The organism is Paramagnetospirillum magneticum AMB-1 (assembly GCF_000009985.1).
Classification (GTDB): domain Bacteria; phylum Pseudomonadota; class Alphaproteobacteria; order Rhodospirillales; family Magnetospirillaceae; genus Phaeospirillum; species Phaeospirillum magneticum.
This window is the reverse complement of sequence record NC_007626.1, coordinates 4,378,295-4,399,367: the sequence shown is the minus strand read 5'-3', so window position 1 is coordinate 4,399,367 and position 21,073 is coordinate 4,378,295. Positions and strand designations below refer to the sequence as shown.

Below are 21,073 nucleotides of genomic sequence, written 5' to 3'. Positions count from 1 at the left end.
AGTGCTCCAACTCATTTGAATCGGTCCGCCATGACCCTGCCTCTCAACACCATTCTCTCCGGCGACTGCATCGCCATGATGAACTCCCTGCCCGCCGGTTCGGTGGATCTGATCTTCGCGGATCCGCCCTATAACCTGCAGCTGGGCGGCGAGCTTCTGCGTCCCAACAACTCCAAGGTGGAGGGTGTGGACGAGGAGTGGGACCGCTTCTCGGATTTCGCGGCCTATGACAGCTTCACCCGCGACTGGCTGAAGGCGGCGCGCCGGGTGCTGAAGGACGATGGCGGGCTGTGGGTGATCGGCAGCTACCACAACATCTTCCGCGTCGGCTCGATCCTCCAGGATCTGGGGTTCTGGATGCTGAACGACATCGTCTGGCGCAAGAGCAATCCCATGCCCAATTTCAAGGGCACCCGCTTCACCAACGCCCACGAGACCATGATCTGGTGCGCCAAGTCGTCGGACTCCCGCTACACCTTCAACTACGACACCATGAAGGCGCTGAACGACGATCTGCAGATGCGCAGCGACTGGACCTTGCCGCTGTGCACCGGGGGCGAGCGCCTGAGGAATGCCGGGCGCAAGACCCATCCCACCCAGAAGCCGGAATCCCTGCTGTACCGCGTCATCATGGCCTCGACCAAGCCGGGCGACGTGGTGCTGGACCCCTTCTTCGGCACCGGCACCACCGGGGCGGTGGCCAAGAAGCTGGGCCGCAACTTCATCGGCTGCGAGCGTGATCCCGAATACATCGCCGCCGCCAAGGATCGCATCGCCAAGGTGATTCCGGTGGCCGATCCCTCCTTGCTGCTGACGCCGTCCAAGCGGGCCGAGCCGCGGGTTCCGTTCGGCACCGTGCTGGAGCGCGGGCTGCTCACCGCCGGCGACCTGCTGTTCGGCGGCACCCGGCACGACAAGGTCGCCAAGGTGCGGGCCGACGGCACCCTGATCACCGATGACCATCGCGGCTCGATTCACAAGGTGGGCGCCCTGGTCCAGGGCGCGCCGGCCTGCAACGGCTGGACCTACTGGCACTTCCAGGCTTCGTCCGAGGACTTCCTGCCCATCGACGTGCTGCGCCAGAAGATCCGGGCAGAGCTGCATTGATGCAGATGAACCATGGGTCCAGCGGCATCCTGCCGCCATTGCCCTTAGGCCCGGGCGGACCACGGTCCGCAGGGAGGCGGCGGCCAAGCGCCCGGAGGGGCGCGCCCGGCGAGGGGCAATGCGGCGCTCGTGCCGCTACTATAATTGTGGTGGCCGCCCTTGTCCTTCTGGCGGCCGCTCCGGCCCAGGCGGGCATGTGCATCACCCAGGGCGAGACCCTGTCCTGCACCGATGCCGGCGAGACGGTGATCCTGCGGGGCGGCGAAGGGGTGGCCTATTCCAAGCTGGCCGGGCGCTCCATGACCATCGCCCGCGACGGCCAGGGCAACATGATGGGCCTGATCGGCGAGCAGAAGCTGATCATTCAGAAGATGGACGGCGTGACGGTGGCCCGGTTCGGCAACCGCAAGCTGATCTGCGCCGAGGCGGGGCCGGGCATAACCCTCTGCAAGTAATGGCATCCACATCTAAAGCGACATGGACTTGGCTGATCATATTTCCGTAAGGTAGCGTCCACGCTGCAATCGGGAAGGAAAGGATGCGCCATGACACGAGCCGTCAATGAAGCCGGACTGGCCCTCACCAAGGCTTCGGAGGGGCTGCGCCTCAAGAGCTATCTCTGCCCGGCGCACAAGCTGACCGTCGGCTATGGCCATACCGGCCCCGACGTCATGGACGGCATGACCATCGACGAAGCCAGGGCCGACGAGTTGCTGGCCGCCGATCTGGCCCATGCCGGCGATGCCGTCACCAAGGCGGTGACGGTGGATCTGAACGACAATCAATATGCGGCGCTGTGCGATTTCGTCTTCAATCTGGGGGCGGGAGCCTTCCAGGGCTCGACGCTGCTGAAGAAGCTGAACGCCGGCGACTATGCCGGAGCCTCGGATGAATTCCCCAAGTGGGACAAGGCCACCGTGGACGGCGTGAAGAAGGCCCTGCCCGGCCTGACCAAGCGCCGCGCCGCCGAGCGCACCCTGTTCCTGACCGCCGAGGCCTGAACCACTTACTTCGGGCAGGGGTGGCGCTGGGGGTCGGCTTCGTCGCAGACCGCCACGCCGCGCAGAAACTGGGACCATTCCTTCAGCATATCGGGCGGGACGGGCGCGGTGGAATTGCGCTCGAAGGGCTGGCCGCGCCAGATGCGCTGGACCACGTAAAGCGCCTGGTTGCCCCGGATGGCCTTGACCGCCACCAGACCGCCCAGGCCGCTCTGGCGGCCCTTGGTGCAGGTCACGGTCAGCGTCGAGACGGGATAGCCGTTGCTGTTGCCCTCGGTGACCGGGCTGGGGCCGGAGGCTTCGCAATTGGCGCGGCTGGCCTCGACGATCCGCTGGATGTGGTCGCGGGCGTCGGCCTTGGAATCGCCCATCACCTGGATGGACAGCATCTGGTCCCACTTTTCGGAATTCTGGCCCGGCGGGAACAGCTGGGTGGTCAGCGCGTTGCCGCCGCGGCTGGTGCCGCCTTCCTGCCAGCCGGCGGGAGGCAGCAGCAGCAGGCGCTCGCTCAGTTCCCCGTTGCCGGCGCTCGGCTCCTGGGCCGGGCGGCCCGGCTGGCGCATCTGGGCCGAGGCGGGAAGCGCGGCGGCGGCCAGCGTCAGGGCGGCAAGCAGGGCGAGCGGGCGCATCATGATGTCATTCCCTCAATAAGCCTTGGCCAGGGCGTGACGCGCCACCTTGCGCATCAGGGTGGGCAGCGCCTGTTCCTCCAGCCGGTCCAGGGGGCACCATACACCACGAACCGCCGGCTGGGCAGGGGTGCGTCCCGCCGCCACCGTCAGTTCCAGGTGAAAATGGGTGAAGGTGTGGGTGACCAGACCGGGCAGCAATCGCCAGGATTTGGGCGCCAGCGGCGCGGATGGCGCGGCTTCGTCCAGGCTCCAGGCCGCATCCCGCCAGTCGGTGGAGGGAAACTCCATCATGCCGCCCAGCAACCCCTTGGGTGGGCGGCGGCGCAGCAGTACCGAGCCGTCGGGGGCGGTGAGCCAGAAGACCACGCCCCGCCGGGTCGGGCGTTCGGCCTTTTCCACCTTGGCCGGCAGGGATTCGGCCAGCCCCAGGGCCTGGGCGCGGCAGCCGGGCCGCCAGGGGCACAGGCCGCAGGCCGGGCTGCGCGGCGTGCAGATGGTGGCGCCCAGATCCATCACCGCCTGGGCGTAATCGCCGGCCCGGTCATCGGGAGTCAGGGTGGCGGCCAATTCCTTGAGGCGCGGCTTGGCGGCGGGCAGCGGGTCGGTCACCGCGAACATGCGGGCCATCACCCGCTCCACATTGCCGTCCACCACCACCGCCCGGTGGCCGAAGGCGATGGCGGCGATGGCGGCGGCGGTGTAGTCGCCGATGCCGGGCAATTGCCGCAAGCCCGCCTCGTCCTCGGGAAAGCGTCCGCCCCGCCACTCGGCCACCAGCTTGGCGCAGGCGTGCAGGTTGCGCGCCCGGGCGTAATAGCCGAGACCGGCCCAGGCGGCCATCACCTCCTCGGTGGCGGCGGCGGCCAGGTCGCCCACCCGGGGCCAGCGGCGGATGAAGGCCTGGAAATAGGGAATCACCGCCGCCACCGTCGTCTGCTGCAGCATCACCTCGGACAGCCAGACGTGATAGGGGTCGGCGGCCTCGCCCGGGGCGTAGCGCCAGGGCAGGACCCGGCGGTCGCGGTCGTACCAGGCAAGCAGCAGGGAGGCGGGGTCGAAGGCAGGCATGCCCGAACCATAGTGCAAAACGCGGGCGTCGGGTATGCTCGCCACATGGCCGACAGCAAGACCAAGCCCCAAATCAAGCCAGCGACCAAGCCTTCCGACGAGCGCCGTACCCACGGACTGGTCTCCATCGCCGTGCCCAGCGACCGGGTGACGCGTCCGGTTTTCGGCCGCCACGGCTTTGTCGGCGGCGCCCTGGTGGTGGACTGGCCGGCCATCGTCGGCTCGGCGGTGGCCAGCCATACCCTGCCGCTCGGCATCCGGTTCCCGCCCAAGGAGCGGGTCGAGGGCACCTTGACGGTCAAGGTGGATTCCGGCGCCTTCGCCCTGGAGATGCAGCACCTGGAACCGCTGGTTCTGGAGCGGATCAACGGCTATTTCGGCTGGAAGGCGGTGGCCCGCCTGAAGCTGCGCCAGGGTCCCCTGCCCGAGGCTTCGGTCAGGCCCAGGACACAGGCGCCGGCCCCGCCCGCCGCCCCGGCGGGAGCGATCCCGGCCGGCGAGCAGCTAGCCCGGGTCGAGGACCCGGAACTACGCGCCGCGCTCGAACGATTGGCGCGGCGGCTGGCCAAATGATTGCCCTAACCAAATCCTAAGGGCTTCCCATATACTGTAATGGCTTGCCGCGAGCCGGCCTGGAGTGGCCCATGAACGCATTTCACGATTTCGCCGACATGACCCGTGATTACGGGCTGGTCCGCTATTTCGTGATCACCGTCCTGGTGGCCACCGTCCTGGTGGTGGTGCTGTTCCTGTGGGGCCACGTTCCCGATCCGCCGGAGACCCCGGCCGCGTCGCCGGCGGTGACCGCGCCGCAATCGGCGGCTCCGTCGTCTTATTGAGTCCCTACGCCTTGTGCCGGGGCGGCCGAGCCCCTAATATCCCGCCCGGATTTCCGATTTCCGGAGGGACCTCAAGGTGAAGCCGTTCTATCGTCTGCTTGCTGCCGTCGCCGCGCTGTTTCTGGTGACCCAGACCGCCGCCGCCGCCGCCGACCTCAGCTATTCCATCGACCAGGTCCTGGGCAAGCCCGACGCGCCCATCACGGTGATCGAGTACGCCTCGACCACCTGCCCGCACTGCGCCACCTTCCACAAGACCACGCTGCCCAAGTTCAAATCCGAGTGGGTCGAGACCGGCAAGGCCAAGCTGATCTACCGCGACTTCCCCACCGGGCCGCGCGGCCTGTCGGTAGGCGCCTCGATGATCGCCCATTGCGCCGGGCCGGACCGTTATTTCGGCCTGCTGGCCCTGATCATGGAGCAGCAGGAGAAGTGGATGAACTCGCAGAACCCGCTGGTCGAGCTGAAGAAGCTGGCCAAGCTGGCCGGTCTGGGCGAGGACAAGGTGGATGATTGCCTGAAGCGCCAGGATCTGGCCAACGCCATCAACGAGCGCGCCAAGGAGGGCAACGAGAAGCTGGGCGTGGAAAGCACCCCCTCGCTGATCATCGCCGGCAAGGTCATCCCCGGCGCCATTCCCTATGACGAGTTGGACAAGCTGCTGAAGGCCGCGTCCAAGTAGTCTCATTCCAGGGGCCGTCCCGGGTGATCCAGTTCACCAAGCTGCGTCTGTCGGGCTTCAAGTCCTTCGTCGATCCGGCGGAGCTCGTGATCGAGCCCGGCATGACCGGCGTGGTCGGCCCCAACGGCTGCGGCAAGTCCAATCTCATCGAAGCGCTGCGCTGGGTCATGGGCGAGACCTCGGCCCGGCAGATGCGCGGCGGCGAGATGGACGACGTCATCTTCGGCGGCACCTCGGGCCGCCCGGCCCGCAACGTGGCCGAGGTGATGCTGGGCCTCGACAACACGGCGCGCACCGCGCCGCCCCAGTTCGACCGCGACGAGATCGAGGTCATGCGCCGCATTGAGCGGGGCAATGGCTCGAACTACCGCATCAACGGCCTCGATACCCGTGCCCGCGATGTCCAGTTGCTGTTCGCTGACGCGGCGACGGGCGCGCGCTCGTCGGGGCTGGTCAGCCAGGGCAAGGTCGGCCAGCTGATCAACGCCAAGCCCGCCGACCGCCGCTCGCTGCTGGAAGAGGCGGCGGGCATCTCCGGCCTGTACTCCCGCCGGCATGAAGCTGAACTGCGCCTCAAGAACGCCGAACTCAACCTGTCCCGTCTGGACGACGTGCTCGCCACCCTGGACGAGCAGTTGAAGTCGCTGCAAAAGCAGGCGCGCCAGGCCAACCGCTACCGGACCCTTTCCGAGCAGATCCGCCGGGTCGAGGCCCAGGTGCTGTATCTCGGCTGGCTGGAGGCCCTGGTCACCGTCGACGCCGCCCGCGCCGCCTTCCGCGAATCCGAGATGAGGGTGGAGGAGGCCACCTCCCACGCCGCCAATGCCTCGGCGCTGCAGGCGGAAACCGCCGCCGGACTGCCGGATCTGCGCCGCGCCGACGCCGAAGCCGCCGCCCTGCTGCAAAAGGCCATGGCCGAGCGCGAGCAGCTCGAGGCCGAGGAAGGCCGGTTGGCCGAACTGCGCCGCGACCTGGAGCGCCGGCTGGAGCAGGCCGGGGCCGATCTCCAGCGCGAACACGCCCGCGCCGCCGATGCCGTCGGAGCCCTGGCCCGGCTGGAGGAGGAGCGCGCCCTGCTGGCCGAGGCGGGTGAGGGCGAGGCCGAGGCCAAGCTGCTGGCCGAACAGGCCGTGGATCTGGCCGCCGAGGCGGTGGTCCAGGTGGAACAGGAACTGTCCGCCCTGATGGAAGAGGTGGCCGCCGCCGATGCCGAGCGGGCGGCGGCGCTGCGCCGGCTGGGCGAATGCGAGACGCGGCTCGGCCGGATGGCCGAGCGCCTGGGCGTGGCCGAGCGCCAGAAGGCCGAGATCGAGGGCGAGAGCATCGACCGCTCGGACCTCACCGCCCTGGAAATGGAGCTGGAGGAAACGCTGGAATTCCTGGAGGAATCCCGCGAACAGGCCGAAAGCGCCGACCGTCGCCGGGTGGAAGCCCTGGCGGCCCGCGAATCCGCCCGCGACGCCTTCCAGGTGGCCAGCGCCGCCCGGTCGCGGCTGCAGGCCGAGGCCGATGGGCTGCGTCAGGTGCTGGCCCAGGGCAAGGGCGGCGATCACCGCCCGGTGCTGGACGACGTCTCGGCGCGCACCGGCTTCGAACCCGCCTTGGCCGCCGCCCTGGGCGAGGACCTCTCCGCCCCGCTGGACCCGTCCGCGCCGCTGCATTGGGAGGATCTGGGGCCGCTGGACCATCCGCCGGCGCTGCCCGACGGCGCCGAGCCGCTGGCCCGCTTCGTGGCGGCGCCCGCCCCGCTGGCGCGGCGCCTCGCCCAGGTCGGCGTGGTCAAGGATGCCGCCGCCGGGGAAGCTCTGCGGTCGCTGCTGGCCGTGGGCCAGCGTCTGGTGACCCCCGAAGGCGATCTGTGGCGCTGGGACGGCTATGTGGCCCGCGCGGGCGCGCCGTCGCCCATGGCCCTGCGTCTGGCCCAGCGCAACCGGCTGCGCGAGCTTGAAGCCTCCCTCGATGATGCCTCCATGGGCGTGGAGGAGGCCGAGGAAAAGGTCGAGACCGCCACCCGCGAGGTGGAATTCGCCGCCGAGGCCGAGCGCCGCGCCAAGGAGGCGGTGAAGCAGGCCGAGGCCGAAGCCGCCAAGGCCCGCGACTCCCATGCCCGGCTGTCGCAGCGCTTCGCCGCCTTCGAGACCCGCATGGCGGCCGCCACCCAGGCCTGGACCGATGCCAGCGCCGACCACGCCCAGGCCGAGGCCGATCTGGCCGAGGCGCGGGGTGCCGTCGCCGCCTTCCCCGAGTCCAGCGATGGCCGCGACAAGGTCAATCTGCTGCGCGCCAGTCTGGCCGAGCGCCGCTCCGTCCTGGTGGAGGCCCGCTCGGCCCTGGACGGCGTGGCCCGCGAAGGCGCCGAACGCCGCCGCCGCCTGGATGCGCTGGACGGCGACGCCAAATCCTGGCGGACCCGCGCCGAGGCGGCCAAGGCCCATGTGGAGGAACTGGCCGAGCGGCGCGAGGAGATCGCCCTGGAGATGGAGCGTCTGGCCAGTCTGCCCGACACCTTCGCCCGGCGACGCAGCGATCTGCTGGAGCGGCTGGAAGCGGCGGAAGCGGCGCGCAAGGCCGCCGCCGACGCCCTGATCGGCGCCGAGCAGCTTCTGGGCGAGGCCGACCGCCGCATGCGGGAAGCCGAGGCCCTGCTGGCCAATGCCCGCGAGGAGCGCATCCGCCGCGAGGCCGCCGTCTCGGCCGCCGATCAGGCCTGTCGCGCCGTGGCGGTGCGCATCGGCGAGCGCCTGGACATGACGCCCGAGCAATTGCGCGAGGTGGCCGGTCTGGTGGAGGAGGAGCGTCCCGATCCCGAGGAACTGCAGCGCAAGTTCGACCGCCTGTCGCGCGAACGCGACAACATGGGTCCGGTCAACCTGCGCGCCGAGCAGGAGGTGGAGGAACTGGAGGCCCGAATCGGCGGCATGGTGGCGGAAAAGGATGATCTGGTCTCGGCCATCGCCAAGCTGCGCCACGCCATCGGCGACCTCAACCGCGAGGGGCGCGAACGCCTGCTGGCCAGCTTCCAGGCGGTGGACCAGCATTTCCGCGATCTGTTCGTCAAGCTGTTCGGCGGCGGCCGCGCCCATCTGGCGCTGACCGAATCCGCCGACCCCCTGGAAGCCGGGCTGGAGATCATGGCCAGCCCCCCGGGGAAAAGGCTGCAGCAGCTTTCGCTGCTGTCGGGCGGCGAGCAGGCCCTGACCGCTCTCGCCCTGCTGTTCGCGGTGTTCATGACCAACCCCGCCCCCATCTGCGTGCTGGACGAGGTGGACGCTCCGCTCGACGACGCCAATGTCGACCGCTTCTGCTCGCTGGTGGAAGGCATCGCCGGCGTCACCAAGACCCGCTTCCTCATCGTCACCCACCACCGCATGACCATGGCCCGCATGGACCGCCTGTACGGCGTCACCATGGCCGAACGCGGCGTGTCGCAACTGGTCTCGGTGGACCTGGCCCAGGCCGAGCTGCTGCGGGACAAGGTTTTGGTTTAGACCATCGAGTGTCAAAGATGACGTACAATGGTCTAAGGTTCATGCCAGCCCCTCAATGGTCGCCGGGAGGCCGGGATCGGATTGAACGCCGGTCGCCCTAATCCCGCCATCCCGCCATTAGGGCGCGGATGCGGGCCAGCGCGGCCCGCTTGTGGCGCAGGCGCCAGGTTCCCAGGCGCCATTCGTTCCGGTTGGCAATCACGTCGTTTAGGCAGAGATAGACCTCGGCGGTCACGTCCTCACCATCCGCCGCCCGCACCGGCAGCAGCCCAACCCGGTATTCCGGTCCTTCGTAGAAATCGAGCCGGCTGCGGTCGCGCTCGTCCAGGCCATGGGCCAGAAGACCGTCTACCGTCCCGGTGGCGTGGGGGACCAGCATGGGGTAGGTTCGCCCGGCGATGGTCAGGCGGCGCCAGCCGGACAGCCGGGCGGGCTCCAGGGCCTGCGGCGTGACCGGGTGGCCCAGGACGGTGGTCAGCACGTCCTCGTCCATCAGGGTGCCGAAGAAGAACATGGGGGGGCTGGGCGGGGGAAGGATCGGCAAGGCGCGCTCCGGAATGGCCATGGCCCTTCAGGATAGCGCCGCCCGGCTCAGTCGGAAAGCTGTGCCGCCCGTTCGATAAGAATGCCGAAGGCTTCGGTGAAGGTGAGCAGCGTGTCCTGCGCCGCCGGAGTAAAGAAATTGGGGATTGCCGCCCCGAAGATGACGAAGCCGAGGAACCGGCCGTCCAGGGTGATGGGCGCGGTCATGCAGGACCGGCTGTCCGAGTTGCGCGCCCCGTGGGTGTGATAGCGCCCTTGGTCGCCAAAAGCTGCCATGTCAGCGACGATGCGAGGCTCTTCGCCGTCGGCCAGCAGGACCAGGGACGGGACGTCGCTCATATCGATTTCGGTGATCTCGGGCTTTGCAGTGTCATCGCAATGGCAGGGAAACGCCCACAGCATGTCGGTTTCGGAATCGTAGACCGACAGGGATATGTGCCGCAGCGGGGCGAACCCGGGAATCTCGCGGATCATGCCGTGCAGCCGCCGGGCGGGGTCCTGCAGCCAAACCACAATGCTGTCCATGGACGCGCCAGCCCTGGCCGGGTTGGGCGGCGGGGCGGAATGACGGCCGGAGAGGTGCGTATTGGCGTTCATAACGTCATGCTACGCCCGCGGAATTCGCCGGGGGAAGGCACGACTTTATACATAAATTGATGATTTGGCGTGGCTCAGGCGTGACCCGCGAACGTCGGCCCAAAGGCCTGATGTATACTTTGGCATGCGCGCCAGAGGATGCAGGGACGCTGCTCGGCGCAGCGGCAGCCGTCGGCGATCAGCGGGGCGATGGACTCGTCGCCGGCCTGGGCGCTCATCATGCCCATGATGGCTTTGATGCGATCCGGCAGGCAGTGGCGCAGGTCCTGATTCATGGCGGCCCCTGTCATCAGCTCTCACCCCATCCCATGGTATAAGCCCGAAGCCCGGGGGGGAATACCCGAAATGTGGCCGTGGGCGACCAATTATGACGGTGTGCCCGTGGAGCTTTCCCCTTGTGCACCGCAGCGCGACGAAGCATTATTGCGGCCCATCGTCTTTCGCCGCAAGGAGATTGCGCCTCATGTCCGTCAAGCCGCCCCGCAAGTTCTTCGAGCCGCTCGCCATCGGCGCGCCCGCGCCCTATCGCGAACTGCCGGTGCGCCTCGAGCGCATGATTCACTTCTTCCCGCCGCACAACGAGAAGATGCGGGCCAAGGCCGCCGAGATGGGCAAGAACGTCGACGTTCTGCTGGGCAATCTGGAAGACGCCATTCCCGCCGATGCCAAGGACGCGGCCCGCGCCGGCTTCGTCGAGGTGGCCAAGGCCTGGGACAATCCCAATACCGGCCTGTGGACCCGCGTCAACTGCCTGAACTCGCCCTGGTTCCTCGACGACATGAACGCCATCGTCGGCGAGGCCGGCAACAAGGTGGACGTGGTGATGCTGCCCAAGGTGGAAGGCCCCTGGGACATCCATTACCTGGACCAGCTGCTGGCCCAGCTGGAGGCCAAGCACGGCGTCAAGCGCCCGATCATGATCCACGCTATCCTCGAGACGGCGCTGGGCGTGGAGAACGTGGCCGCCATCTGTCAGGCCAGCCCGCGCATGCACGGCATCAGCCTCGGCCCGGCCGATCTGGCGGCGTCGCGCGGCATGAAGACCACCCGCGTGGGCGGCGGCCATCCCTTCTATGGCGTGCTGGAAGACGCAGCCGAGGGCAAGGCGGGCCGCACCCTGTTCCAGCAGGATCTGTGGCACTACACCGTGGCCAAGATGGTCGATGCCTGCCAGTCGGCGGGGATCAAGGCCTTCTACGGCCCGTTCGGCGATTTCTCCGACGACGCGGCCTGCGAGGCTCAGTTCCGCAACGCCTTCCTGCTGGGCTGCGCCGGCGGCTGGTCGCTGCACCCCAAGCAGATCGACATCGCCAAGAAGGTGTTCAGCCCCGACGTGGCCGAAGTGCTGTTCGCCAAGAAGATCCTCGAAGCCATGCCCGACGGCACCGGCGCCGTGATGATCGACGGCAAGATGCAGGACGACGCCACCTGGAAGCAGGCCAAGGTCATGGTCGACCTGGCCAAGGCGGTGGCCGCCAAGGACCCGGCGATGGCCCAGGCCTACGGGCTGTAAGACTTAGGGAGCCCCATGCGCGGGGCTCCCGCCCCCCAATCTCGGAGAGATGAGCCCCGGTTGGAGGCGATGCCTCCAAGCCTCCCTTTGAATCAAGAGGGGGGCCGGGGCATCGCCCCGGATGGGCTTGGGTGAGTGCCCAATAGTTATTCCAGCAGCTCGATCAGCACGCCGCAGGCATCCTCGGGGGCGATGACCACCTTGCCCTGGCGGTCGCGCTCATAAGCGATTCCGGCCGCCTGCAGCGCCCGCACGGCGGCGGCCCGGTCGGTGATGCGCAGGGTCAGGGCCACCATGGCCGGGGCCGGGGGCAGATCCTCTTCGTCCGCCTCGGGATGCAATTGCCCGATGTCGTCGGGCATGCAGAGGAAGATCATGCCGTGGCGGGTGTGCACGGTCACCAGCTCGTCGGTGGCGGTGGCGGCGGCGGGGCCGATCAATCGGTCCCAGGCGGGCATCAGCTCCAGCGGCTCGGCCATCAGCGCGGTGACCGACAGCATGCCGGTGGCGCTGTTGGCGTGCTCGGTCCACCCCGGGCGGCGCAGCTTTTCCGGGGTGAGATGCTGGCACAGGAACGAGGCGATGCCAGGGGTGGTCTCGGGGGGCAAAATGCCGGCCTTGAAGCGGGCCACGTCGCCTTCAATGCTGCGCGACAGATCGCCCGGCGGCTCGACGCCCAGGCGGGCGCTGTCGGCGGCCGCGTCCTCGGTGCCCCACACCAGGCCCATCAGCCCCTCGCCCTTGTCGTCGAGAAAAGTGCGCACCCGGTCGGCCGGTCCGCCCTCGCCCACCGCCGCCAGCAGTTCCAGGTAATCATCCCCGAACATGATGCAGTAATTGGCGGTGCCCCACTCGGCGTGCTCGCCCTTGGTCGCCAGTGTGAAGCCCAGGGCGCGGAAGGTGGCGGCGGCCTTGTCCAGGTCGCGCACGGCGATGATAACGTGGTCGAGACCGGTGATGCGGCTGGTCATGGCTGCTCCTCCTGTCGGGGCTGCCGCCCCGGCCCCGCTTGGAGGCGATGCCTCCAAACCACCCTTTATTTATAAATCAAAGGCGGCTTGGGGCATTGTCCAATACGGGCACGTTACGCCTGCTTGGCGTCGATGATGGCGCGGCGGATGGCACGGGTCTCGGAGAAGCGTTTGTGCAGCACCTCGCCCTCGCCCCAACGGATGGCCCGCTGCAAGGCGGTGAGGTCCTCGGTGAAACGCTGGATCACTTCCAGCACCGCTTCGCGATTGTTGAGGAACACATCGCGCCACATCACCGGGTCCGAGGCGGCGATACGGGTGAAGTCGCGGAAACCGGAGGCGGAGAACTTGATCACCTCCTGCTGCATATGGCCTTCCAGGTCGTTGGCGGTGCCGACGATGGTGTAGGCGATCAGATGCGGCAGATGCGAGGTGATGGCCAGCACCTTGTCGTGGTGGTGGGGGTCCATGATCTCCACCTGGGAGCCGACCTTGCGCCACAGCTCGGCCACCTTGTCCACAGCCTTGGGGTCGCCGCCGGTGACGGGGGTCAGGATGTGCCAACGGCCCTCGAACAGTTCGGCGAAGCCGTTTTCCGGCCCCGAATGCTCGGTGCCGGCGATGGGGTGGCCGGGGACCAGTTCGACCCCGTCGGGGATGTGGGGACCGAGGTCGCGGATCACCGACAGCTTCACCGAGCCGACGTCGGTGACGATGGTGCCGGGCACCAGATGCGGGCCGATGGCGGCGCCCACCGCCTGGGTGGCGCCGACCGGGGCACCGATCACCACCAGATCGGATTCGGGGATCAAGGCGGCCGGATTGTCGCTGGCGGCGTCGACCACGCCCAGTTCCAGCGCCGTCTGGCGGGCCTTCTCGCTGGGGTCCAGGGTCAGGATGCGCCGGGCCAGGCCATGCTTGCGCATGGCCCGCGCCAGGGACGAGCCGATCAGGCCGATGCCGACGAAACAGACGGTATCGAACAAGGGTTGTGTCATGCTCCCACGAACTCTTTCAGGGCCGCGACCACCAGCTGGTTTTCCTCGCCGGTGCCGATGGTGATACGCAGGCAATCGCCCAGGCCATAGCCGCCCATGGCGCGCACGATGATGCCCTTGGAGCGCAGGAACTTGTCGGCGGCGCCGGCGTCCTTGCCCGCGTCCTTGGGGAAGCGCACCAGGATGAAGTTGCAGACGCTGGGCACCACGGTGAGGCCCAGCTCGGCCAACTGGCCCGACAGCCAGGGCAGCCAGTAGTCGTTGTGGCTCTTGCACAGCTCGGCATAGGCGGTGTCGTTGAAGGCGGCCAGGCCGGCGGCCAGGGCGGGGGCGCCCACGTTGAAGGGGTTGCGCACCCGGTTCAGCACGCCCGCCACGTTCTCCGGGCAATAGGCCCAGCCCAGACGCAGGCCGCCCAGGGCGTACATCTTGGAGAAGGTGCGGCAGACCACCACGTTGTCGCCGGCTTCCACCAGCTCGATGCCGCCGGAATAATCGTTGCGGCTGACGAACTCGGTATAGGCGGCGTCGATGACCAGCAGGATGTCGGCACGCAGGCCGGCGCGCAGGCGGGCGACCTCGGTGGCCGGCAGATAGGTGCCGGTGGGGTTGTTCGGGTTGGCCAGGAACAGGATCTTGGTGCGCGGCGTCACCGCGGCCAGGAGGTTGTCCACATTGGCGGTCAGGTCCACCTCGGGGGCGGTGACCGGGGTGGCGCCGCAGGCCTTGGCGGCGATGGCGTACATCAGGAAGCCGTGGGCCGAATACAGGACCTCGTCGCCGGGGCCGGCATAGGCGCGGCAGAGGATGCCCAGCAGCTCGTCCGAGCCGGCGCCGCACACGATGCGCGACGCGTCCAGGCCGAAGCGCGCGCCAATGGCCTTGCGCAGATCCTCGGCGCCGCCGTCGGGATAGCGGTGCATCTCGGGCGCCATGGCGCGCAGCGCCTCCATGGCCTTGGGGCTGGGGCCCAGCGCGCCTTCGTTGGAAGACAGCTTCAAGATGCGGTCGACGCCCTCGATCGCCGATTCGCCACCCACATAGGGGCGGATGTCCATGATGCCGGGGCGGGGCGCGGGTGCGGTCACGATGTAATCTCCAGCGAAAGGGTCAGACGAGCGCCTCGGGCGCGAAGGGGGTGGCGTAACCGCCGACCACGGCAATGCGGCCGACGGGGTCCTTGGGGGCGACCAGGGCCATCAGCCGCGGATCGGCGGCGGTGACGTGGCCCAGGATCTCCACCAGATGCAGCCATTGGCCGCCATGACGGTGGATGGCCAGCAGTTCGGCCGGTTCCAGCCCGCCGGCGCCCAAGATGGCGCGCAGGCGGTCGCGGCTGACGTCGGGGCCGGTCTCCAGTACCGCCAGGGTGCGGTCGTCGCCGGATTCATCGTGGTCGCGGCAGGCGATGACCAGGGCCTGGAGGGGCTCGCCCGATCCCTTGACCGGCAGCGTCGGGGCGAAGGGCAGGCGGGCCACCACCCGGGGCGCGTCGCCGCTTTCCAGCATCAGGCTGGTCCACCAGGGCTCGGCGTCGTCGGCCGCCTCGGTGCCGGGGATCAGCGGGATCACCCCCACCGTGGCCACGCCGTCGGCGATGGCGCGCACCACCTGGCCGGGGCTGCGGAAGGCGTGCAGCGGCGCCACCACGCCGAAATGGTTCCGCGCCAGCTCGATGGCGGCGGTGGAGCGCCCGGCGGCGTGGACCGCCACGTTGAGAGGGGCCTGAAGTCCGGTCAGCGCGCCGACGATCTCGCGCCAGATGCGCACCACGGCCAGCTTGGGAAAAGCGCCTTCATGCCGGGCCAGCAGGCGGCGCAGGATCTGCGCCTCGCGGCCGGGGCGCAGCGTCACCCGCCGGTCGCTCTTGGCGGCGGCGATGCTGCCCACCAGGCTGGTGCGGCGCATCAGCAGGTCGTGCAACTGATCGTCGATGCGATCAATTTCACGACGGAGCTGCTCGAGGGCTGCGCTGTCCTGGGTCATGGCGGAATTTGGGGCCGGAATTGGTGGGTCCAAGGGGGATAGGTTTAGTGCGGCTTGGCGCGGAAATCAAAGAAAACGTTGACAGTCCCCTCCCGCGACCATAGCTAATCCATTCCCCGTCACGGCGCGTGATCCGATGACCCAGAGCGAGCCCGTTCCCACTGCCTCCGCCAACCCCGCCGGCCTCAAGGTCGAACTGGGGCGCGACCGGCCGATTCGGCTGGATTGCGGCGTCGAGCTGGGACCGATCCAGGTGGCCTACCAGACCTATGGCCGCCTCAATGCCGACAAGTCCAACGCCATTCTCATCTGTCACGCGCTGACCGGCGACCATTACGTCGCCGACCCCCACCCCATCACTGCCAAGCCCGGTTGGTGGCACGAGCTGGTAGGGCCGGGGCGGGTGTTCGACACCGACCGCTACTTCCTGATCTGCTCCAACGTGCTGGGCGGCTGCATGGGCACCACCGGTCCCGTGGACGAGAACCCGGCCACCGGACAGGCCTGGGGTCTGGATTTCCCGGTGATCACCATCGGCGACATGGTCAAGGTCCAGGCGCGGCTGGTCGACCATCTGGGCATCGACCAGCTGTTTTGCGTGGTCGGCGGCTCCATGGGCGGCATGCAGGTGCTGAAATGGGCGCAGGTCTATCCCGAGCGGGTGTTCTCGGCCATTCCCATCGCCTCGGCGGCGCGGCATTCGGCCCAGAACATCGCCTTCCACGAGGTGGGGCGCCAGGCGATCATGGCCGATCCCGACTGGTGCGAAGGTAATTACCTGCAAGAGGGCAAGCGCCCCCATCGCGGGTTAGCGGTGGCGCGCATGGCGGCGCACATCACCTATCTGTCCGAGCCGGCGTTGCATCAGAAGTTCGGCCGCAACCTGCAGAACCGCGATACCGTCACCTACGGCTTCGACGCCGATTTCCAGGTGGAGAGCTACCTGCGCCACCAGGGCAACACCTTCGTCGACCGTTTCGACGCCAATTCCTACCTCTACATCACGCGGGCCATGGATTATTTCGATCTGGCGGCGGAAAGCGGCGGCGTGCTGGCCAATGCCTTCCGAGGCACGCGGACCCGCTTTTGCGTGGTCAGCTTCACCAGCGACTGGCTGTTCCCCACCCCGGAAAGCCGGGCGGTGGTGCATGCGCTGAACGCCGTCGCCGCCAATGTCAGCTTCGTCGAGATCAAGTCGGACAAGGGCCACGACGCCTTCTTGCTGGACGAGCCCGAGTTCCACGCCACCCTCACCGGTTTCCTGGAGGGCGCCGCCACCCATCGCGGCCTGCCGCGCACCGAGGGAGCCGGCCGATGATGACCGTGGCCAACGGCAATCTTCGCGTCGACCTCCGGCTGATCGCCGACATGGTCGAGCCCGGCTCGCGGGTTTTGGACGTAGGCTGTGGCGAGGGGGCACTGCTGGATTGGCTGGGCCGCACCAAGAATGTGGACGGGCGCGGCATCGAACTGTCCATGGCCGGGGTGTCGGCGGCGGTCTCCCACGGCCTGTCGGTGATCCAGGGCGATGCCGATACTGACCTCAAGGATTATCCCTCGGGGGCCTTCGATTACGTGATCCTCAGCCAGACGCTGCAGGCGACCTACGCGCCGCGCACCGTGCTGTCGCACATGCTGCGCATCGGCCGCCGCGCCATCGTGTCGTTTCCCAATTTCGGCCATTGGCGGGTGCGCCTGCACCTGCTGACCCATGGCCGCATGCCGGTGACAGACACCCTGGCCTATGAGTGGTACGACACGCCCAACATCCACTTTTGCACCATCAGGGACTTCCTGGACCTGTGCCGCGATTTGCAGATCAAGGTCGAGCGCTCCATCCCCCTGGACCGCGGCGGCAAGACCATGGCGATCCCCTCCTGCGAGGGCATCGCCAATCTGTTCGCCGACCAGGGATTGTTCGTGCTGTCGCGCGAAGGGTAAGGGGCGGGGTGCGGAGATGCGCCGCTTCGGGGGCTTTTGCCCCCGATCCCCCAATCGGGAAGCACAGCTTCCCGAACCCTTCAGCTTATTAATCGATTGAAATAAGAAGCAACCGGTGGTTCGGAGGCTGTGCCTCCGAACGGGTCTGGGCGGTCGCCCTGCCGCGAAGCGGGGTCCCCCGGCAGGGGCGGAGTGCTACTCCGCCGCCACCAGATGCAGATGGGGTGCCTGCGTCGGCCTTTGCCCCTGATGAATGGCATTCAGGAACTGCTCCACCTCGGTGCGCAGCGCGTCGGCCTGGCCGGTGAGTTCGGCCGCCGCCGCGAGGACCTCGGAGGCGGTGGAGCCGGCGTGGCGGGCGGCGTCGCTGACCTCGCCGATATTATTGGAGACCTCGGCGGTGCCGGTGGCGGCCTGCTCGATGGAGCGGGCGATCTCGGTGGTGGCCGCCGATTGCTGGTCCACGGCGATGGCCACCACGGACGAGGTCTCGTCGATCTCGGCGATGGTGTTGACGATGGCGGCGATGGCCTCGGCGGCCAGGGTGGCGGCCGACTGTACCTCGCCGATCTGCGAGGAGATCTCGTCGGTGGCGCGTGCCGTCTGGTTGGCGAGGTTCTTGACCTCGTTGGCGACCACGGCGAAGCCCTTTCCGGCCTCGCCCGCCCGGGCGGCCTCGATGGTGGCATTGAGCGCCAGCAGGTTGGTCTGCGACGCGATGTCGTTGATCAGCGCCACTACTTCGCCGATGCGGCCGGCGGCGGAATTGAGGCCGCTGACGATCTCGCTGGAGCGTTCGGCCTCCTGGACGGCGGTGCGTGAGCGCGAGGTGGAGACTTCCACCTGACGGGCGATTTCCGCTTCCGAGGCGTGCAGTTCCTCGGTGGCGGCGGCCACGGTCTGGACGCTCATGGCGGCATGGTTGGCGGCGGCGGCCACGGCGGTGGACTGCCGGGCGGTCTGGTCGGCGATGGCCGACATGGACTGGCTGGTGGACTGCATCTGGGCGGCGGCGGCGCCCACCGACTTGATCACGCCGGCCACCTTGGCGTCGAATTCCGAGGTCAGGGCCGCGATGCGGCTCTGGCGGGCCAGATCGGCCTCCTGCTGGCGCAGCTTTTCCTCGGCGGCACGGGCGGCGGCTTCGATATGGGTCTGGAAGACCTTCAGGCCACGGGCCAGGGCGCCGATCTCGTCGGTGCGCCCGGTGTGGCGGATTTCCACGCTGTGGTCGTCGCTGGTCAGGCGGTCCAGGGCGCCGGTGACGTCGCCCAGGGGACGGGTGATGCCGCGTCCCACCCAGGCGGCGATCAGCCAGACAAGGGCGAGGATGCCGAGCGCTGCGGCGCCGAATTCCACGGCGCGGGTGCGGAAGGCGGCGGAGACGTCGTCGATGTAGATGCCGCTGCCGATCACCCAGCCCCAGGGGGCGAAGCCCTGGACGTAGGAAAGCTTCGCGACGGGCTCGGTGGCGCCGGGCTTGGGCCACATGTAGTAGACGAAGCCGACGGACTTCTCCTTGACCATCCGGTTCATCTCGCGGAACAGGAACAGACCGTTGGGGTCCTTCATGTCCAGGATGGGCTGGCCGATCAGCTTGGCGTTGGGATGCGACAGCATCACGGATTCGTCGAGACGATGAATCCAGAGATACTCGGTTCCCTCGTAGCGCAGCTTGGACACGGCGGCGATGGCGGCGGCCTGGGCCTCGTCACGGCTGAGGCGTCCGGCGCGCTCCATCTCCTCGTAATGGGAGAGCAGGGATTGGCCGACCTCGACGATGTGGCGGGTCTTCACCTCGCGGTCGTCCATCAGGTCGTGGTTCATCTGGGCCAAGCTGGCGGCCACCACGGCGGCAATGCCACACAGCGCGGTGGCGACGATCAGCCACAGCCGGATTGCGATCTTCATGTAACCCCCCTACCAGAAGGCGAGGTGGTGCTTTGCGCACTCTCCCTCCCATTCGTAAGGGTTTTTATGTAGGAAGAAACCGGCAGTCAAGTACCTATTTCGGAATTATTACATCAGTCAGATAGGGCAGCCTATCCGAAAGACTCAGGTTTGCCATTCTAATCCTTCTTCTTTTTTCCAGCTTTGCCCAGGGCGGCCTCCAGGGCATCGGCGACGGTGCGCATGACTTTGACCCGGGCATAGGACTTGGAATTGGCCTCGACCAGGGTCCAGGGCGCGTTGGTGGTGGAGGTCCGCTCGACCATGTCGTTGACCGCCTGTTCGTAGACGCCCCACTGTTCGCGGTTGCGCCAGTCCTCGTCGGTCAGCTTCCACTTCTTGTATTCGATCTCGCCGCGGGCGTTGAAGCGGGCCAACTGCTCCTCGGCGGTGATGTGCAGCCAGAACTTGCACATGACGATACCGTGATCGGTGAGCTGCTGTTCGAAATCGACGATCTCGCCATAGGCGCGGCGCCAGGCTTCCTCGGTGCAGAAGCCCTCGACCCGTTCCACCAGGACGCGGCCATACCACGAGCGGTCGAACACGGTGACGCGGCCGGCGCGGGCGACATGGCGCCAGAACCGCCACAGGTAATGCTGGGCCCGCTCCTCCTCGGTGGGGGCGGCGATGGGAATGACCTGATAGTCCCGGGCGTTGAGCGCATTGGTCAGGCGGCGGATGGTGCCGCCCTTGCCGGCGGCGTCCCAGCCCTCGAACACCAGGGCGGTGGAGACACCCTTTTCCCGGGCCACGTGGTAGAGGTGGGCGAGGCGGGCGCGCTGTTCCTGCAGGGCCTGATTGTATTCGGCGCCCTCGATGGACAAGGTCATGTCGAGGGAGGACAGGATGGACGGCTGCGACGCCAGAATGCTGGGCTCGGTGCTATTCTTGGCCTTGGCTTTGGCCTTGTCCTTGATCTCGGCATTGACCTTCTTGACCGCATCCCGCGCCGCGAAATGCTTGGTGATGGCGTCCTTCAAGGTCTGCAGCACCACCGCCGAGCGGTAGCGGGGATCGGCGCCCTCGACGATCTGCCAGGGGGCATGGCCCTTGCTGGTCCGCATGATCAGGTGTTCGGCTGTGGCGACGAACTTGTCGTACATCTCCCAGTGGTCCCAATCCTGCTTGGTGACTTGCCAAGCGGTGAGCGGGTCCTTTTCCAGGCTCTTCAGGCGCTTCTTCTGGGCCTTCTGGGACAGGTGCATCCAGAATTTGAGGATTAGGGCGCCCTCGTCCGCCAGGGTCTTCTCGAAGTGAACGATGCGCTCCAGCCGCTCGTCCAGTTCGGGCGTGGTGATCTTGTCGCTGACGCGGTCGATCAGCGGGTGGTGGTACCACGACGACATGAACAGCCCGACCTTGCCCTTGGGCGGCAGGTCGCGCCAGTAGCGCCAGTATTCCGGGCGCTCGCGCTCCTCGTCGGACGGCGGGCCATAGGCGCGGGTCACGATCCAGCGCGGGTCCATCCATTCGTTCAGCAGGTTGACCGTCTCGTTCTTGCCGGCCCCGTCGACGCCGGCGAACAGCACGATCACGGGAAAGTCCGCCTCGCGCAGTTGCTGTTGCAGGGCCAGAAGCTCGGTGCGCAGGCCCGGCGCCATGGCGTCGAATTCCTCGCGCGAGATCTTGCGCCCCAGTTCAGCCGCTTCGAACATGTCCCATCCCCCCATGGCGATCAACCGGAAGTATGAGCGTATGCTTATTGGGCAGGTGTCACAAGAGGCTGTAGACTTCCCCATCTTGCAGGAGAAAGA

At 67.8% G+C, this 21,073-nt stretch carries 21 protein-coding genes; 10 read left to right on the top strand and 11 right to left on the bottom strand.

Annotation, left to right across the window (positions count from 1 at the left end):
* Positions 1-30: 30 nt before the first annotated feature.
* The 3 genes from AMB_RS20185 to AMB_RS20175 all read left to right on the top strand — a co-directional run bounded on the left by AMB_RS20185 (position 31) and on the right by AMB_RS20175 (position 2,108).
* Positions 31-1,107 carry a site-specific DNA-methyltransferase gene (locus tag AMB_RS20185; protein ID WP_011386342.1) on the top strand — a complete coding sequence of 359 codons (1,077 nt, stop codon included), beginning with the start codon at positions 31-33 and terminating at the stop codon, positions 1,105-1,107.
* A 149-nt stretch (positions 1,108-1,256) separates the two neighbouring features.
* Positions 1,257-1,562 (top strand): hypothetical protein, encoded by a 306-nt coding sequence (locus tag AMB_RS20180; protein WP_148207500.1) that lies wholly within the window; start codon positions 1,257-1,259, stop codon positions 1,560-1,562.
* A gap of 90 nt (positions 1,563-1,652) precedes the next feature.
* On the top strand, positions 1,653-2,108 hold the full coding sequence (locus AMB_RS20175) for a lysozyme (protein ID WP_011386340.1): 456 nt from the start codon (positions 1,653-1,655) through the stop codon (positions 2,106-2,108).
* 5 nt (positions 2,109-2,113) lie between these two features.
* On the opposite strand, the gene AMB_RS20170 is transcribed toward AMB_RS20175, so the two are convergent.
* Both AMB_RS20170 and mutY read right to left on the bottom strand, forming a co-directional pair.
* Positions 2,114-2,740, bottom strand: coding sequence for a hypothetical protein (locus AMB_RS20170; RefSeq protein ID WP_011386339.1), 627 nt, complete (start codon positions 2,738-2,740; stop codon positions 2,114-2,116).
* A gap of 12 nt (positions 2,741-2,752) precedes the next feature.
* Positions 2,753-3,808, bottom strand: coding sequence for an A/G-specific adenine glycosylase (gene mutY, locus AMB_RS20165; protein ID WP_043745383.1), 1,056 nt, complete (start codon positions 3,806-3,808; stop codon positions 2,753-2,755).
* A gap of 45 nt (positions 3,809-3,853) precedes the next feature.
* Here mutY and AMB_RS20160 point away from each other — a divergent pair, with 45 nt between their 5' ends.
* The 4 genes from AMB_RS20160 to AMB_RS20145 all read left to right on the top strand — a co-directional run bounded on the left by AMB_RS20160 (position 3,854) and on the right by AMB_RS20145 (position 8,817).
* The gene (locus AMB_RS20160; protein WP_043745381.1) at positions 3,854-4,381 is read left to right on the top strand and encodes a DUF721 domain-containing protein; all 528 of its coding nucleotides are present in this window, start codon (positions 3,854-3,856) and stop codon (positions 4,379-4,381) included.
* 71 nt (positions 4,382-4,452) lie between these two features.
* Positions 4,453-4,647 carry a hypothetical protein gene (locus AMB_RS20155; protein ID WP_011386337.1) on the top strand — a complete coding sequence of 65 codons (195 nt, stop codon included), beginning with the start codon at positions 4,453-4,455 and terminating at the stop codon, positions 4,645-4,647.
* Positions 4,648-4,723: 76 nt separating this feature from the next.
* Complete coding sequence (locus tag AMB_RS20150) at positions 4,724-5,329, top strand: DsbA family protein (RefSeq protein ID WP_011386336.1); 606 nt, start codon at positions 4,724-4,726, stop codon at positions 5,327-5,329.
* Positions 5,330-5,352: 23 nt separating this feature from the next.
* A complete protein-coding gene (locus AMB_RS20145; RefSeq protein WP_011386335.1) occupies positions 5,353-8,817 on the top strand; it encodes an AAA family ATPase in 3,465 nt (1,154 codons plus the stop codon).
* 97 nt (positions 8,818-8,914) lie between these two features.
* On the opposite strand, the gene AMB_RS20140 is transcribed toward AMB_RS20145, so the two are convergent.
* The 3 genes from AMB_RS20140 to AMB_RS20130 all read right to left on the bottom strand — a co-directional run bounded on the left by AMB_RS20140 (position 8,915) and on the right by AMB_RS20130 (position 10,232).
* Entirely contained in the window at positions 8,915-9,361 is a 447-nt protein-coding gene (locus AMB_RS20140) for a gamma-glutamylcyclotransferase family protein (RefSeq protein WP_231848907.1), read from the bottom strand.
* A 47-nt stretch (positions 9,362-9,408) separates the two neighbouring features.
* Entirely contained in the window at positions 9,409-9,957 is a 549-nt protein-coding gene (locus AMB_RS20135) for a GAF domain-containing protein (RefSeq protein WP_011386333.1), read from the bottom strand.
* Between the two features lie 74 nt (positions 9,958-10,031).
* A complete protein-coding gene (locus AMB_RS20130) occupies positions 10,032-10,232 on the bottom strand; it encodes a hypothetical protein (RefSeq protein ID WP_043745378.1) in 201 nt (66 codons plus the stop codon).
* A 188-nt stretch (positions 10,233-10,420) separates the two neighbouring features.
* On the opposite strand from AMB_RS20130, the gene AMB_RS20125 reads away from it, so the two are divergent.
* The gene (locus AMB_RS20125) at positions 10,421-11,470 is read left to right on the top strand and encodes an HpcH/HpaI aldolase/citrate lyase family protein (RefSeq protein WP_043745375.1); all 1,050 of its coding nucleotides are present in this window, start codon (positions 10,421-10,423) and stop codon (positions 11,468-11,470) included.
* 146 nt (positions 11,471-11,616) lie between these two features.
* Here the strand turns inward: AMB_RS20125 and AMB_RS20120 are convergent, their stop codons facing one another.
* The 4 genes from AMB_RS20120 to AMB_RS20105 all read right to left on the bottom strand — a co-directional run bounded on the left by AMB_RS20120 (position 11,617) and on the right by AMB_RS20105 (position 15,425).
* A complete protein-coding gene (locus tag AMB_RS20120) occupies positions 11,617-12,441 on the bottom strand; it encodes a VOC family protein (protein WP_011386330.1) in 825 nt (274 codons plus the stop codon).
* A gap of 113 nt (positions 12,442-12,554) precedes the next feature.
* Positions 12,555-13,439 carry a prephenate/arogenate dehydrogenase family protein gene (locus AMB_RS20115; RefSeq protein WP_011386329.1) on the bottom strand — a complete coding sequence of 295 codons (885 nt, stop codon included), beginning with the start codon at positions 13,437-13,439 and terminating at the stop codon, positions 12,555-12,557.
* Positions 13,436-14,527 (bottom strand): histidinol-phosphate transaminase, encoded by a 1,092-nt coding sequence (gene hisC / locus AMB_RS20110; protein ID WP_011386328.1) that lies wholly within the window; start codon positions 14,525-14,527, stop codon positions 13,436-13,438. The genes AMB_RS20115 and hisC overlap by 4 nt, the downstream gene beginning before the upstream one ends.
* Positions 14,528-14,549: 22 nt before the next feature.
* The gene (locus AMB_RS20105; RefSeq protein ID WP_043745372.1) at positions 14,550-15,425 is read right to left on the bottom strand and encodes a chorismate mutase; all 876 of its coding nucleotides are present in this window, start codon (positions 15,423-15,425) and stop codon (positions 14,550-14,552) included.
* Positions 15,426-15,561: 136 nt separating this feature from the next.
* Between AMB_RS20105 and AMB_RS20100 the strand changes: the two genes are divergently transcribed.
* Together AMB_RS20100 and metW are read left to right on the top strand one after the other, a co-directional pair.
* Positions 15,562-16,743 (top strand): homoserine O-acetyltransferase MetX, encoded by a 1,182-nt coding sequence (locus AMB_RS20100; RefSeq protein ID WP_011386326.1) that lies wholly within the window; start codon positions 15,562-15,564, stop codon positions 16,741-16,743.
* On the top strand, positions 16,740-17,366 hold the full coding sequence (gene metW / locus AMB_RS20095; RefSeq protein WP_043745368.1) for a methionine biosynthesis protein MetW: 627 nt from the start codon (positions 16,740-16,742) through the stop codon (positions 17,364-17,366). Before AMB_RS20100 ends, metW begins: the two co-directional genes overlap by 4 nt.
* Before the next feature lie 195 nt (positions 17,367-17,561).
* On the opposite strand, the gene AMB_RS20090 is transcribed toward metW, so the two are convergent.
* Positions 17,562-19,277, bottom strand: a complete 1,716-nt coding sequence (locus AMB_RS20090; RefSeq protein WP_011386324.1) for a methyl-accepting chemotaxis protein — start codon at positions 19,275-19,277, stop codon at positions 17,562-17,564.
* 158 nt (positions 19,278-19,435) lie between these two features.
* Positions 19,436-20,974, bottom strand: a complete 1,539-nt coding sequence (gene pap / locus AMB_RS20085; protein ID WP_043745365.1) for a polyphosphate:AMP phosphotransferase — start codon at positions 20,972-20,974, stop codon at positions 19,436-19,438.
* Positions 20,975-21,073: the final 99 nt, after the last annotated feature.